This is a genomic window from Paenibacillus sp. JT22N15, assembly GCF_059383755.1.
Genome location: NZ_JBXENV010000018.1, coordinates 38,414 through 53,544 on the forward strand (window position 1 = coordinate 38,414; position 15,131 = coordinate 53,544).

The following is a 15,131-nucleotide window of genomic DNA, read 5'->3' on the forward strand; positions in this document are numbered from 1 at the left end:
TATTTTTGCGTGGGCTGCCCGCGCCGCTCCCTGCTATCTGTTCATATCGCCTTGCGGTAATCGCTTGGCGCTACGCCTACTACATTTTTGAACGCCCGATTAAAGGAGTTGTAGTTGGTATAGCCCACTTCCTCGCTAATTTCCTGAATCGCCCTGTCCGTCTCCAGCATAAGCTGCTTCGCCCGCTCTATACGGTGGCTGATGAGCAAATCGACGAACTTCTCGCCAACTTCATCCTTGAACAGCTTGCTTAAATATTTCGGGTTAATATCAAACAGATCGCTTAAATAATTCAGCGAAAGCTCGGGGTTATTATAGTTTTCCTCCACGTATTTGCGGATTTCTAAAATATGCGTCCGATGCTTCTTGCTGCAGCGCATCGCCTGCATCTGCTCCGCCAGCTCCCGAAACGTCTCCCAGCAGAGCAGCCGCAGATCATCTAGCACTTCCCATTCCTCCAGCCCGCGAAGAAGACGGTCGAACGAAGCCGACCACAGGTCTTGGTATTCACGAGGCAGCTCAGCGAATTCCCGATTATAATGCTGGAACAGCAGCTGCACCGTGTTCATCATTTCCTGACGGGACAATACGGAGGCGCTGATTTGATCAAACAAACGTTCAAAATGCTTTTCCCACGTTTCATCGGACAGCCGCATCGCTTGCACGAACAGAGAAATTGTCTTAAGAAACTCATATACATCATTTTTGGAATCCGGCACTTCCCCGCGCAAGATCACCCGGTTCATGCCCAACACCGCTTTATAGCCCAGAGCATGGGACGCATCCTTAAGCGATGCTCTCAAGCCTCGCAGATCACTCGCAACTCCTCCCGTTCCAATCGTAACGGTGAAGTTCAAATACTGCCCAACCTTCTCCAAATAGCCGGACAGCACCTTGCGCTCAATCTGTTCAGACAACGCCGTTTCGGAAAGCCAAAGAATCGCATGCAGCCGGCGCTCTGAAATCCATTCCGCCCATACGTCTGCCCCTTCCTGCTGGGCACTTTCTTGCAGCACAGTGGAAAGGACGAACTTGAGCAGCGTCTGATCATGCTGATGATAATCAGCGGCAAATTGCGGATAACGGTCAATTTCCACAACCATGACCATCCATCTGCTATCCAGCTCCGGGAGCTTAAACTTCGCCATTTCAGCCTGCAGCTCGCTGCCCGTGAAACGGCGCGTTCCTTCAAGCAGCTCCTGAAAAAAATATTTCTTTTGCAAAATCAGATTTTCTTCGTATTTTTCTTGATATTGCTTCGTTTGATCGATCATCCTCTCAAGCGTGTTTTGAATAAACCGGAACTCATTTTCTTTCGCAGAGCTCGTTCCCGGTTGTTTTTGCGAGGCGACCGTCTGAATCAGCGTCACGATTTGCTGGATAGGCTTGTAGTTTCTCCGAGTGACGTAAATAACCCAAATGACGCCGATTAGAACAACTGCGATCGCGAAAGCAAACCATATATTATAAAATTGCAGCGCAAATTTAACGACTTTCCCGTTATTAATACCCGTCTCTACCTTCCAGCCGCTGTAGCTGGACGTAAAGGTTGAGAAAACCTCACCAGAGGCAGGCTTAGCGCCCGCGCCTTGAGGCGTCTGCTCATCCCACAAATTCCCGCCAGAGCTGCTGATCACATTGACGAAGGTGTATTCGGGATCATACATTTGCATAATCGACTTCCGCAGCGTTTGCAAATCCACATTGACGACCACAAGGCCAGTTCCGCCCTCCATGCCGCGAACAAGCGTTACGACCTGCTGCGCCGATTGCGAAGGAAGAGCTTTGAAATTTCTGAAATCCACCCATTTTCGCGTCGGGTTGCTGCGGCTTTCTTCTATAAAAGAGGCATCTGGAAACTCCTCAATCGGTACCGCCTTCCCGTTGCTGAATACGATATCGTCCTTGTACCGAACCAAATAAATGGAATCGATCAATGGGAAATTGATTTTCAGCTCATCAATAACGTCAAGAACCTGAATGCCAGCGTACACATCATTGCTGCCAGCAGCCGTATAATAATTTTTCAAATCCGGATTCGTCAAAATTTCCCGCAGCACTTTAAAGTCAATCGAGCGCAGCGAATTGTCCAAATACTGCATCACTTGGGACGCCAGAAATTCATTGGCCTTTAAAGCCTCTTTGCGATTTTGCTCATTGAACAGTTGAAAGAAAATAATAAACAATATCGTCGTCACAATAAAAAAGACTGGCAAATAGGACAGCAGCAAACGTCTAAACCAATTGTTGTTCATCTCCGAGGTCCCCCCTCACTTTTTATACACGTGACAACAACCTTCAAAATATTCATTTATTATATAGGATGAAGCGGGACCGTCATAGGAGAAGACCGCTCCGAGTCATGTCTGACAACAAGGAGCAGCCCCCGAGAATAAACGTTTATGCTGTTTTATTTTTTCTCAATCGCACGCTGGTAGATCGCCAAATAATTGCTCAGGCCCAGTCCATCGAAGCCTTTGACATAGCTGTCCCAATCCTTCTCAATGCTCTTGTTGCCCAGGATAAATTGCGCCATATTCGTCTGTACATAATCTTTAACTGCGGTTGTCAGCTGAGCAGCAGCTTCCGTATCCTCTGGACGAATAAAGACGTTCGATGGATACACTTCCTTCGGCGCATAAGGCGCATACACATTCGTCGCCTGTGCCAGACGAGTGCCGTAGCCTTCGGACACTAGAGGGTCCTGTCCTTCTACGAACAAGTTGCGGAACGTATTGGACAAATCATGTGCGCCAATTTGCGACCAGCTTTCGTTAACGACGACGTTCGGATCGCGCTCAGGCAGGTTGTAGTAGCTGTACTTGGCAGGCTCGCCATTAATATTTTTCTCATCGGCACCTGCCATTTGCCAGCCCTTGCCCTCCGTCGGGCCGTATTCCGCATAAAGCGCGCCTTCTTCGCTGAACATGTAATCGATAATTTCAATCGCGGCAATTTGCTGCGCTTCCGAAGCTTTATTCGTAATCGCAAACTCGAATTCGCCTACGCTTTGCGTAGCGCCTGTCGTTTGTACACCATCCGGCCCTTTGAGCGGAGGCACGATATCCCAGTGCTGATGGCGCGTAATCGTCTTATCATACGTATTGACCAGGTAGCTTACGAGCGCAGTCGTAATGGAACCAACCACTTCGTCACCTTCCCTGTTGCCGAGCTGTCCTACCGCTTGATCATTCTGCGTAAAAGCAGCCGGGTCGATCAAGCCTTCCGAATACAGCTTGTGCATATATTCCAGACCCTTCTTCCAGCCCTCTTGGTTAGCGGCAAAATCAACCTTGCCATCATTGACGATTAAATATTTATCGTTGTCGTTATAAATGAAGCTATTCATCAAATAAGCGTCAATATTCCCGTTCCATACATATTTGTTCGGAGCACCTGTAAGCGGAATTTCATCGGCTTTGCCATTGCCGTTAGGGTCTTTTTCTTTAAAAGCTTTAAGAACGGTGTACAGCTCATCGGTCGTTGTCGGCATTTCTAGCCCAACCTTGTCGAGCCAATCGGTATTGATCCAATATTTTTGCGCATACGTACAGTGATAGCATTCATTAAAAATAGGCAGGGCATAAATTTTACCATCCGGAGCGGTAATCGCCTCTTTGAAATACGGTTTTTCTTCCATTATCTTCGTCAGATTCGGAGCATGCTTCGCAATTAAATCGTTCAGCCCAAGGAAAATCCCTTGACTACCGTATGTTTGAAGGTCTGAGGTTGTAAACTTGCCGTGTAGGAATACTTCGGGATAATCGCCGCTCGCCAGCAGCAGCTGCCTGCGGTCCTGAAGCGCGTCAGTTGGAGCGAGATCCCATTTCAGCTTAACGTCAAACTTGTTTTCAATGAATTTCGTGAATTCATTATCTTCCATAGGCGCTTTGCCTTGTGGAGCAAAAAAAGTCATCGTTACAGGCCCTGTGCTCTCTCCGCTGCCACCGCTGCTCTGTGTATTATTACTGGATGCGGAGCTGCAAGCCGACAGTACGGCTACCGTAGTAAAAACAAGCAACAACATCGAAATCCAAGATTTTTTCAAACCAGACTCCTCCTTTTAATGAACGCCATTTAAATGTTTGTGACTGCACTATTTTGTGACTGCCCTATATTGAACCCTGTCCCGGAAGCCCGCCAGACCTTCGCCCCCTTCCACAAAAGCTTCCGGATGGTAGTTATGGCAAATGCCCTACCCTTTCAAGGAACCAACCATAACCCCTTTGACGAAATGGCGTTGCACGAATGGATACATAATCAAAATCGGGATGCTCGCTACAACGATTAAGGCGTATTTGAGCACCTGCTCGAACCCTTGATCGCGGAGCTGCTGGCTCGTATTGGCAAGCATCGCCGGGTCGGCCGCATTTAGAATGAGCAAATTGCGCAGCACATATTGCAGCGGGAACAAGTTTTCAGAGCGCAAATAAATGAGTGCATCAAAGTAAGCATTCCAATGGCCTACCGCATACATGAGCGTCATAACCGCCAAAATCGGCTTCGACAAGGGCAGCACAACGCTGACCAAATAACGAATGTCCTTGCAGCCATCGACCTCAGCGGCCTCCCGCAATTCATCCGGAATCGACGATTGGAAAAAGGTTCTGGCGACGATGACTTGAAATACCGCCAGCGCCCCCGGCAGCCACATCGCCCAGCGGGTATCGAGCAGGTGAAGATCCTTCATCAGCAAGTACGTCGGAATCAGGCCGCCATCGAAAAACATCGTAATCATCATGAAAATAATGATGGCGCCGCGGCCATAGAATGTCCGGCGGGATAACGGATACGCCAGCATCACCGTCAGGATGACATTGATCGCCGTTCCGACTACCGTGTAGATGATCGTATTATAAAAACCCATCATCAGCTGCGTGCTTTTAAAAATCGACACATACGCCTTAATGTTGAAATCGACTGGCAGCAGCCATATTTGCCCGGCTGTAACCGCCCGGGAGGAGCTGAAGGAGGAACTGACGATATAGAGCAGCGGGTATGCGACGACGATCAGCACCAGCACGAGAAATAAATAATTGATGCCCATAAACACGCGGTCGCCGAGTGGGTCTTTAATTCGATTCCGATTAAACATAGATGGCCTCCTCCTCCTTTACCATAAGCTGTTCTTACTGACTTTTCGGGAAACCGCATTGACCAAAATAAGCAAAATCAGGTTGATGATTGAATTAAATAATCCGACCGCCGAGGAGAAGCTGAAATTCGCTCCAATCAACCCGACCTTGTACACATAGGTGGATATGACTTCCGAAGCGCTCGTATTGAGCGGATTTTGCATCAAATAAATTTTCTCAAAGCCAACGCCCATAATGCTGCCGAGATTCAAAATCAGCAGGATGACGGTGACGGGGATGAGGCTCGGAATGTCGATATGCCATATTTTTTTGAGCCGGGAAGCCCCATCCATTCGGGCCGCTTCATAGAGCGAGGGGTCAACCCCAGCAAGCGCAGCAATATATATAATCGAAGAATAGCCCATCCCCTGCCATACACCCGACCATACATAAATCGATTTGAAATATTCCGGTATGCCCATAAAGTTGGTCATGGTCATGCCAAGGAAGGTAAACAGCCGGTCTACGACCCCGACATGCGGCGAAAGCATCAAAATAATAATCGATACCATAACGACCGTTGAGATAAAATGCGGGGCGTAGGTGACCATCTGCACCGTCTTTTTGAAATAGCCCGTTCGCAGCTCATTGAGCGCCAAAGCCAGCAGGATCGGAATCGGAAAACCCGCAATCAGCGTATAGAGGCTGATACCAATCGTATTTTTGAGCAGCAGCCAAAAGTTTGGAGAGTTGAAGAAGATTTCAAAATGTTTAAAACCTACCCAGGGGCTTCCCCAAATGCCCTGAACAACGCTATAGTTTTTGAAGGCAATTTGCACGCCAGCCATCGGCATGTACTTGAAGATCAATAAATACAGTACCGGAGGAAGCACCAATAAATACAGCTGCCAATGCCTTTTGAGACTTTTTAGGAAGGGGTGCTCTATTTTGCGCCCGCTCTGGCTCATGCTTTTTTGGGGCTTCGTTCGCGCTGGTATCGTTCCCGAGTTCTGACTCATCTGCATCATTCCCTCTATATTTTAATGTAATAATACCTGACGCAAAATTCATTATACAGCTTGTTTTTTTGATCAGACTTCGTTATTGCGTTATTTGTGTAAACTATTCTATCAGGTAGCGCTTTCTTGCATTGATCGTACCTTGAGTTGGACCAATTGCGCAATTTGCATTTTTCTCACACCTCTCCATATTCCAGAAACCCTTGTCAAATCAGGGAAAAACGGTGCTTTCCTCTCTTTTTTCGCCAATGGATAGCGGAGGTGCCAGGCAGAGGGGAGGAGGACGCCACACAAAAAAAATCCCGAGGGGCACGGATTCTCCCCCCGGGATTTCGAATGATGCTTATTACGATGTTAACAATCGGAACGTTTGTGTGATGGGTGCCTGCTCTGTAATGGACGCTTGCGGCAGCTTTACAGCCACTCCGGCTTCCGTTCGGGTAAACGCAATAACTTCTTGATCATCCGCTCCAACAAGCTCAATTCGTTCCACATGGCCTGAGTATGGAATGACGAGCTGCTGATCGACCGCCTCATTTTCATTTGCGTATAGGCGGAAGGCATACGTTACATTATCCTTGCAAGTAAATGCCCAATCTCCTGTAAAATAAGGACCGCAAATCCGCGTTCCGTAGATGCCCTCGCCATGTACATTCAGCCAAGCGCCAAGCTCCTTGATGCTCTTAACCGCACCTGCTGGCAGGCGGCCATCCGGCTGCGGCCCTACGTTCAGCGCCAAATTCCCACCCTTGGCGACAACCTCCAGCAGAATATGGGCAAGCTGCCTAGCCGTCTTATATTTATCATCGAAGGCATACGCAAAGGAGTTGCCAATCGTGATGCAGCTTTCCCATGGAATATTCATCGGCGACTCTGGAATCGTCTGCTCCGGCGTTACAATGTTCTCATAGGGCCCGCCAACCGTACGATCGGCAGCTAGAAGCCATGGCTGCGTCTTACGCGCCCGCTCCACAACCTCGCCCAGACGGATATCCTGCCCCTTCCGGCCTTCCCGCACCCAGCCTGCATCGAGCCAGAGACATTCAATTCGGCCGTATTTCGTCAGCAGCTCCATAATCTGCTCATGCGTAAACTCTACGAACTTCTCCCACAGCCATGGATACTGCTCTGGATCATAGGAAGGCCCGCGCCACATATGATGTCCGCGCTCCATGCCCGGCGCCCAATAATAAGGCGTATGCCAGTCCGCTTTGGAAAAATAAGCCGAGATGCCCAGCCCTCTCGCCCGGAAAGCATCAAACAGCGTACGGCAAATGTCCGCATATTTATGCTTATGAAACGGCGTATCCGCTCCCGTAATGCGATAATCCGTCGTATGCGTATCCCACATGCAGAAGCCGTCATGATGCTTCGTCGTAAACAAAAAATATTTAAAGCCGTTGTCGGCGGCCAAATCCGCCCATACCTCGGGCTGAAAGCGAATCGGATTGAATGTTTTATTCAGATCAAAGTATTCGCGCTTGAAGTGCTCCATGTCGTCGGTCCAATCCACATCATGGCGGGACCAATCTCCGTCGTCATCGCTCAGCGCCCAGGATTCCACCAGCCCCAGCTGTGAATAAGGACCCCAATGCATCATTAGGCCAAGCTTCTGGTCCTTGAACCATTCCAATCGCTCATTCAGCAGCGGCTCCTCGGGCCTCACCCACTCGTCCTCTTTGCTGAAATGGTGGACGCCAGCTTCAACGACGTCCGTTTCCTGCTCGTGCTCTTGTTCCAGTTCCTGTTTCAGTTCCTGATCCAGCAAAATATCCTTTGGTTCGCTCCCACTCATCGCCATCGCTCCTAAAATTGAATTTCGCGTCCTTGACGAGCCGACTCGTAGATCGCACAAAGAATCTTCATCACTTCAACGCCGTCTTCTACCGGGCTCAGCGTCTCCTTGCGTCCTAATGTGCTGTCGATAAAATGGTTGATTTCATTGCTGAAGGAGCCCATGAAATCAAAGGATTTGAAATCCACCTGCGGCGTCATATTCAGGATCGTATCGAATTTTTCACCGATCATTGAAATTTCCGGTTCAAGCTCCGCGCCGCCCTTGTCTCCGTAAAGCTTGACGGAGATTTCGTCCTGCTTGGCATGCAGCGTGAAGCTGACGTCTACCAGCAAGCTCGCGCCATTTTCAAACCGAATCATCGCATTGGCCATATCCTCTACCGTATTATCCTTCGCATCGTAGTCAGCGGCTTTATAGAACGACAGATGGCGGATGTTAGAACGGTTTCCTAAGCGATTGGAGAGGTTGGCCGATACCGACTTGACCTTGGGCTTGCCCATTAAATACCAGCAAATATCAATAATATGCACACCCAGATCAATGACTGGGCCGCCACCGGAGCGCTCGATATCCGAGAACCAGCCGCCAGGGTTGCCAAGTCGTCTTAAACAGGAGGCTTTCGCATAATAGATTTCGCCGAGCTCGCCCTCTTCAATGAATTTTTTCAAAATTTGGGCATTGTCGCTATAACGCCTTACAAACCCTACCTGCAGGAGCTTGCCACTACGATGCACCGCCTTCTCCACTTTGAGCGCTTCCTCGACGGTTTGGCAGAGCGGCTTTTCGCACAATACGTTTTTGCCCGCATCCAGGGCGGCAATGCTAATTTCGGCATGGGAATTATTCCATGTACAAATGCTGATCGAGTGGATTTCAGGCAGCGCCAGCAGCTCTTTATAATCAGTGAACACTTTAGTCGCGTTATATTTTTTCGCCATTTCCTGCGCCCGGCCTTCGTTCAAGTCGCAGATGGCGTAGATTTCAACTTCTGGATTGCTGGCATACGCCTGCAAATGGCAATCGGATATAGAGCCCGCGCCGATGACGGCAACTTTTAATTTGGACATTTTCTTCCCTCCATGATCTGCTTATTAGCCTATTCATTTGCTTATGAGTTAGATGGTTACGCTTCTTGCCAGAAGCGGCGTACGTTGTCCATGGCTATTTTGGAAGCGGTTCTGCAATCCTCCATGCCTTCAAATTCAACGGAAATATACCCGTCATAGCCGGACTGCTTCAGCACGCGGAATACTTCGAACATATCGATATCTCCATGCCCCACAATCGCCCCCCGCAAATAATTGCCATGCGCGGTCTGAAACCAGCCTGCTCCCGGATTGCGGTAGGAGGGTCTAAGGTAAAAATCCTTGGCATGGACCATGGAGGCATAAGGAATGTTATTTTTCACAGCGCTGACAGCATCTTCGTCCACACAGAGGAAATTGCCGATGTCCAGTGTTGTTTTGAAATTATCCCGCGCTGTTTCATGCAGCAAACGCCGAATTCGCTCGCTGGATTGCACATAATAGCCGTGATTTTCCACACTCGTTGTAATACCGAAGCCTGCTGCATAATCAGCAATGGTGCGGCATGCCTCTACTAGAAGGGGCAGATCCGCTTCAAACTGGGCTACGCTTCCCTCATGTGCGGGACGGAAAGCGACGTCATGGCGCATTTTGGTGACGCCTAGCGCCCTCGCTACATCAACATGCTGCTTGACAGCTTGAATTTCGCTCTCTAGTGCTTCGGGGCCGTCATGCGCAACAAAATTGGCTCCGATAGCATAGTTGGAAATATCGATGCCCACTTCCTTGGCCGTCTGTACAATTTGCTCAACCAGCTCCGGATTGTCGATCAGGCTGTATCCAATAGGAACGATTTCTACATGTTCCCCGCCTTGCTCGGCGATAAAGCGAATCGCATCCGGTACGGTCATTTCTTTTTTGTCCAAAGCTTGCTGAAGACTGTATGTGCTGAGTCCTACCTTCATCTCTTCCCTCATCCTCTCCCGCATGTTTGTATCCTCACACCAACGTATACCCTTTTCCCGGTTATTACACAATTCGCAATAATCGTCTACTATTCTATTTTCCAGTCTAGCCGCCCAAATCCGGGGTATCTACAAACGTTACGCTCCGATTGGCCGTTCCATGCAGCTCGAATAGGACAATGACATTTTCACCCTGGCGTAAAAGCGGTGCTGGCACATACAGCGTTTGCTGCGGCCCTTTGTCCCAATATCTTCCCAGATTGAACCCGTTTACGAAGGCAACGCCCTTCGTCCAGCCTTCCAGCCGCAGGAATGTATCCTGCACATCGTCTACCTGAAGAGTCCCACGGTAAAAAGCAGGAGACGTCTGCGCAGCGGCAGTGCTGTTACTGGTATTAGTGCTGGTACTAGCGTTGTCACTAGAGCTGAAATTAGTGCTAGCGAAGGCATCGGTGATCTCAGCCGCAAATTGCAAAGGCGATAAATCATCAAGCGGCAGACAATGGATCGTCCAGTCATATAAAAATTGAAAGCCAAAGCGGACGCCCTCCGTAATGCCCTTCGGGTCTCTGAGATACGGGCCATAATTGATCCGCCCCATATTTTCAACGAGAATCGCAATTTCGGCCCCTTCTGCTGGCACCTCGAACGACACCGTCTGCTCCTGATTGCCGCGTTCCAGCACACCTTCCAGCTTTCCATCTAAAAATACTAGCGCACGATCGCGTACCTCCTGCACGACAAGCTCCTGTTTCTCCCGCGGCCCCGATATCGTTGTCTGGTATAAAATGAAGCCATAATCCTGACCCAGCTTCTCCATCGGTTCAGGATTCGTTCGGCGAATCGGCGCAGACAGCCGGTCTAACTGCGAGAACAATGCTGCCTGCTCCATCATTTCCACCTGACCGTATGCCCTTCTGCCAATAGGCTCTGGCAGCCTGAGCTCCCCAAGATTCATATAGCGGTCGATGACAGCTCGCACCGCATAAAATTTATCTGTCAGATCACCCGATTCGCTTAAGAGCGAGTTATAATCATAGCTCGTAATCGTCGGCTCATATTGATCCTTCTGCTGGCAGTTCGCGCCATTATAGAAACCGAAGTTCGTTCCGCCATGGAACATGTAGAAGTTGACCGAAGCCTTCTCCTCCAGCATTTCCTCGAATACGCTCGCCACATCGCCTGCATCTCTAGTATGGTGCTGCTCTCCCCAATGATCGAACCAGCCAATCCAATATTCCATGCACATGACAGGCTGGTCTGCCTGATATTCACGCAACTTCAAAAAGGCCCCCTTCACGCCGGAGCCAAAATTCACAGTAGAAAGCTGTCCCGCCACCGATCCGCCTTGCAGCAAAGAGTCAGTAGGCCCATCAGAGGTGAACAGCAATACATTCATCCCGCGACGAACCATAGCTTGACGCAAATATTCCAAATAGCTGGCGTCGTTGCCATAGCTTCCGTATTCATTTTCAATTTGCAGCGCAATAATTGGCCCGCCGTTTGTACATAGGAGCGGCTGTAATTTGGGCAGCAGCACATCGTAATAAGCGTCCACCCGCTCCAGAAATTTCTCGTTATAGCAGCGAAGCTTAACCTCGTCATCCGCCAGCAGCCATGCAGGCAATCCGCCAAACTCCCATTCCGCGCAAATGAAGGGGCTTGCTCGCACAATTACGAGCAAACCCATCTCCCCTGCTGTCTGAATAAAGCGCTCCAAATCCGCCATGCCATCAAAACGGAACTGTCCTGGCTTGGGCTCATGAAAATTCCACGGCACATAGGTTTCTACGGTATTGAAGCCGCAAGCTTTCAGCTTTTGCAGCCGGTCGGTCCAATATTCGGGGACGATTCTAAAATAATGCAGAGCTCCTGATAAAAGCTGTATCGGTTTTTCATCATAAAAAAACTGAGATTGCCTGCATTCAAAAATCGCCATTAAACAGCCTCCCCTTGATTGCTCAAATGAACACCCAGCCCAGACAAAGTAGGACACCATCTCGATTGTTGCACGGTGAGACGAATTTTCCTCGCGGTTACCGGCTCGAAGCAGCAAATGCGCTTATAGCCAACAATCGTTCCTTCATATAAAAGCTTCCAGTCTTCATCCTCTAGGTATTCCACCTGAAAACGCTCAATTCGTTGGCCCGCCTTAATATGCTCCTTGAGCACAATTCGGTCAAAACGCTGCTCTTTCTGCAAATCCAGCTCGATCCAAGCTTGCTCCGTCCCTTCGCGAGGACACCAGAACGCATCCACATCATCGTTCAACAGCTGCGATGCCGCGTGATTGTCGTCCTTCGTTTCCGATGCTTGTATTTCCACCTGCTCTTGTGCTGCCAAATTATGCGCAAAGGTGCTGCGCAAAGCGTCGCCGAGCTGCTGTAAGCGCTCTATATCATGCTCATGAACAAGACCGCGCTTATCCGGTGGAAGATTCAGCAGGAAGGTCGCATTGCCGCCAACCGAGCCATTATAAATGCCCAGAAGCTCTTCCAGCGATTTCACCTGATCATCCTCAGCTTCATGGTAAAACCAGCCGGGTCGAATCGATGTATTCACTTCCGCTGGGTACCAGATTAATTCGTCGTACTGCTTGACGATCTCTCTGCTGCCTAGATCACTTTCCTGCGAATTGATTCGGGTTGCAAACTCGCGATCATCCGCTTGCTGCGATTGCTCTTGAATTTTTTCATTATCCTGCAAATGGGCCGGGACGACGCTCCATTCTGAAGCCCTTGTATGCCCTGCTTCATTGCCGCACCAGCGCACATCGGGGCCGCAGACAGAAATAACAGCATTGGGCTGCAGCTCGCGAATGACCGCATAGTAGCCGTCCCAATCATACACCTGCCTTTTGCCATTAGGCCCTTCCCCGCATGCACCGTCAAACCACACGCAAAAAATATCTCCATAATTCGTCAACAGCTCTCTGAGCTGATTTTTGAAAAATTCATTATAACGCTCCGAATCTCCATAGGAGGCTTCATGCCGGTCCCATGGCGACAAATAGACACCGAACTGGATTCCGCCCTTTCGGCATGCCTCGGCTACTTCCCGCACCAAATCGCCGGAACCCTTTTTCCAAGGGCTTGCCGCTACCGTATGATCCGTATACTTGCTAGGCCATAGGCAGAAACCATCGTGATGCTTGCAGGTTAAAATTAACCCCCGCATCCCAGCGGATTTGCAAGCCTCTACCCATTGATCAGCATTAAGCTCCGTCGGGTCAAAAATCGCCGGGTCCTCATTGCCGAGGCCCCATTCCTGATCCGTAAAGGTGTTTACCGTAAAATGAATAAACGCATAAAACTCCAGTGACTGCCATTTAAGCTGACGTTCTGACGGCGACACGCTTGCCGCCGATTCTACCCACTGCGCTTGGTTCATTGGGACCGCCTACCTTTCTCGACTCGATTCAGTTGAAATACCGCTTTATTGGTGCCTACTAGAAGGCCGCTGTCGTTTTTAAGCTCCCGCGACGCAAGCTGGTACATTAAGTCAATTGTAACGCGATTGCTATAATTTATCTGCTCCAAAATGGAAGCAATAATGAGCGCCCATTCCTCCTCAGAGCCGTCCAGCACCTTCAAAGCGAACGCCACTCTTTCCTTGCGAAGCGCGAACCCATAGATGCCTTTGGCACCGCCCTTCGCCACGATATTGCTATCCTTTAACAGATTGGAGCATATGAACCAAGGGGCCGAAACCATATTATGATTTTCGTTCATCAGCCTTCCTACTTGCCCAGCTGCCTCTCGCGTTCGCTGATCTTCCAGCAAATCCGGGCAAGCAAGCTTTAGGAACATGGCCGCTATTTGCCGCAGGGGCAGCGCAAACACCGGAAAGCCGCAGCCATCCGTGCCCAGCTGGATTTCTTCCACTTTCGCCCCTGAGAATTCAGCGATTGTCTGTAAAATCTCTCTCTGCGCTGGGTGCTCCGGGTCCGCATATCCCTCTAGTGGATATCCCTTTGCTTGGCATAACGCGAGCACGCCTAAATGCTTGCCTGAGCAATTGTGATACAGACGACGCGGCGGCTGACTATGAAGTAGGAGCGCATCGCGGGCCTGCATGCTTAAAGGGTACGTTTCGGAGCAAATCAGACAACGTTCCTCTATACCTATTTTGGAAAGCATCGCTTCCAGCACTTCTACCTGGTAAGGCTCAGCGCGGTGTGAGGCTGTCATCAGTGTTTTTTCTGGGTCCGTCAAACTGTAAGTATCAGGAACGCCATGTATAAAGGCCGGAATTGCCTGAAAAGGCTTGGCCGCAGAGCGCATATAGGACACCCATTCCGGGTCGCCCACACGATAAATGACCTTACCCTGATCATCGATTCCGCAAATGTGACCGTGATGAATATTTTCAAGCGTGCCGCCTCTATATTCCTCTACCAAATGCGGTGCCATAATCTGCATAACCGGATCACCTCTTGTTCTATGATTAGGGAATTAAAAGTTGTGAAGCTCTTTCGCTGCGTTTACAAGGTGCTGCTTTGCTTTTGCTACTAAATTCGAATCAACAGGTGAGTGAAAGCTGCCATCGCGGCGCACTCCTGAACCAAAATGCAATTCCGTAACGCCTGTATGCAGGACGAAAGAATGGATTTTATCTAAGATCAACCCTGCTCCGGCCATTACTGCAACGTTGCGTTCCCCACCTCGTTTGGATAGTTCCTTTAATTCGTTCATTGCCTCTAAGGCAGTGCTCTTGCCACCCGATGTGAGTACCCGTTCAATCTGGGAAAAAGCGCTTATGGCGTCTAACGTTTGGGTCAGGCTAGCACTCTCATCAATCGCCCGGTGAAAAGTAACGCCTAATTCTTGAGCTTCAGCCAAGCACTCCTGCAGCAGCGCTAGATCCGCTTCGCCCTTAGCTGTCAAAGCACCTATAACGATGCCGGATGCTCCTAGATCGCGAGCTATATGAATATCTCTTTTCATTGCCTTCCTGTCGTCCTCGTTGTAGCAGAACGATCGGCTATGCGGCCGAATCATAACGTACACTGGAATCGAAACACTGGAAACTACTTGCTCGATAATACCGAAGCTAGGCGTGAGCCCGCCTTCCGACATAGCGCAAACCAGCTCGATGCGATCCGCACCACCCGCTTCTGCCGCTCTCGCGTCTGCCTCATTCACTGCAATTACTTCTAATAAAGGCTGCCTACTTGTCATAAAAACACCGCCTTTCTTTTTCACACCGGTCACTCACTCCAGTCACCTTGGTCAAGATCTATCCAAAGC

General features: G+C 49.5%; 12 protein-coding genes. All 12 read right to left on the bottom strand.

All coding sequences use genetic code 11. The features are described 5' to 3' along the window. Positions 1–41 precede the first annotated feature (41 nt). Positions 42–2,255, bottom strand: coding sequence for a helix-turn-helix domain-containing protein (locus AC50X8_RS27940; protein ID WP_494882840.1), 2,214 nt, complete (start codon positions 2,253–2,255; stop codon positions 42–44). Between the two features lie 155 nt (positions 2,256–2,410). Then, a complete protein-coding gene (locus AC50X8_RS27945) occupies positions 2,411–4,048 on the bottom strand; it encodes a type 2 periplasmic-binding domain-containing protein (protein ID WP_081418680.1) in 1,638 nt (545 codons plus the stop codon). A gap of 147 nt (positions 4,049–4,195) precedes the next feature. Beyond that, entirely contained in the window at positions 4,196–5,095 is a 900-nt protein-coding gene (locus AC50X8_RS27950) for a carbohydrate ABC transporter permease (protein ID WP_056032396.1), read from the bottom strand. Positions 5,096–5,113: 18 nt separating this feature from the next. Then, the gene (locus AC50X8_RS27955) at positions 5,114–5,968 is read right to left on the bottom strand and encodes an ABC transporter permease (protein WP_494882902.1); all 855 of its coding nucleotides are present in this window, start codon (positions 5,966–5,968) and stop codon (positions 5,114–5,116) included. Next, complete coding sequence (locus tag AC50X8_RS27960) at positions 5,889–6,146, bottom strand: hypothetical protein (protein WP_494882906.1); 258 nt, start codon at positions 6,144–6,146, stop codon at positions 5,889–5,891. The genes AC50X8_RS27955 and AC50X8_RS27960 overlap by 80 nt, the downstream gene beginning before the upstream one ends. 294 nt (positions 6,147–6,440) lie before the next feature. Continuing rightward, the gene (locus tag AC50X8_RS27965; protein WP_494882842.1) at positions 6,441–7,889 is read right to left on the bottom strand and encodes an alpha-L-fucosidase; all 1,449 of its coding nucleotides are present in this window, start codon (positions 7,887–7,889) and stop codon (positions 6,441–6,443) included. 11 nt (positions 7,890–7,900) lie between these two features. Next, positions 7,901–8,959 (bottom strand): Gfo/Idh/MocA family protein, encoded by a 1,059-nt coding sequence (locus tag AC50X8_RS27970; RefSeq protein ID WP_056032402.1) that lies wholly within the window; start codon positions 8,957–8,959, stop codon positions 7,901–7,903. Positions 8,960–9,015: 56 nt separating this feature from the next. After that, the gene (locus AC50X8_RS27975; protein ID WP_056032405.1) at positions 9,016–9,882 is read right to left on the bottom strand and encodes a sugar phosphate isomerase/epimerase family protein; all 867 of its coding nucleotides are present in this window, start codon (positions 9,880–9,882) and stop codon (positions 9,016–9,018) included. 106 nt (positions 9,883–9,988) lie between these two features. After that, positions 9,989–11,821, bottom strand: coding sequence for a glycoside hydrolase family 35 protein (locus tag AC50X8_RS27980; protein ID WP_494882850.1), 1,833 nt, complete (start codon positions 11,819–11,821; stop codon positions 9,989–9,991). After that, complete coding sequence (locus AC50X8_RS27985) at positions 11,821–13,272, bottom strand: alpha-L-fucosidase (RefSeq protein ID WP_494882852.1); 1,452 nt, start codon at positions 13,270–13,272, stop codon at positions 11,821–11,823. The genes AC50X8_RS27980 and AC50X8_RS27985 overlap by 1 nt, the downstream gene beginning before the upstream one ends. Then, complete coding sequence (locus AC50X8_RS27990; RefSeq protein ID WP_494882857.1) at positions 13,269–14,303, bottom strand: asparaginase; 1,035 nt, start codon at positions 14,301–14,303, stop codon at positions 13,269–13,271. The genes AC50X8_RS27985 and AC50X8_RS27990 overlap by 4 nt, the downstream gene beginning before the upstream one ends. 33 nt (positions 14,304–14,336) lie before the next feature. After that, the gene (locus tag AC50X8_RS27995) at positions 14,337–15,062 is read right to left on the bottom strand and encodes a copper homeostasis protein CutC (RefSeq protein WP_494882862.1); all 726 of its coding nucleotides are present in this window, start codon (positions 15,060–15,062) and stop codon (positions 14,337–14,339) included. Positions 15,063–15,131 lie beyond the last annotated feature (69 nt).

Coding starts and splice junctions, on each gene's coding strand:
- AC50X8_RS27940 (WP_494882840.1), bottom strand. CDS start 2,255: ATGAACAACAATTGGTTTAGACGTTTGCTGCTGTCCTATTTGCCAGTC.
- AC50X8_RS27950 (WP_056032396.1), bottom strand. CDS start 5,095: ATGTTTAATCGGAATCGAATTAAAGACCCACTCGGCGACCGCGTGTTT.
- AC50X8_RS27960 (WP_494882906.1), bottom strand. CDS start 6,146: ATGAATTTTGCGTCAGGTATTATTACATTAAAATATAGAGGGAATGAT.
- AC50X8_RS27965 (WP_494882842.1), bottom strand. CDS start 7,889: ATGAGTGGGAGCGAACCAAAGGATATTTTGCTGGATCAGGAACTGAAA.
- AC50X8_RS27970 (WP_056032402.1), bottom strand. CDS start 8,959: ATGTCCAAATTAAAAGTTGCCGTCATCGGCGCGGGCTCTATATCCGAT.
- AC50X8_RS27975 (WP_056032405.1), bottom strand. CDS start 9,882: ATGAAGGTAGGACTCAGCACATACAGTCTTCAGCAAGCTTTGGACAAA.
- AC50X8_RS27980 (WP_494882850.1), bottom strand. CDS start 11,821: ATGGCGATTTTTGAATGCAGGCAATCTCAGTTTTTTTATGATGAAAAA.
- AC50X8_RS27985 (WP_494882852.1), bottom strand. CDS start 13,272: ATGAACCAAGCGCAGTGGGTAGAATCGGCGGCAAGCGTGTCGCCGTCA.
- AC50X8_RS27990 (WP_494882857.1), bottom strand. CDS start 14,303: ATGCAGATTATGGCACCGCATTTGGTAGAGGAATATAGAGGCGGCACG.
- AC50X8_RS27995 (WP_494882862.1), bottom strand. CDS start 15,062: ATGACAAGTAGGCAGCCTTTATTAGAAGTAATTGCAGTGAATGAGGCA.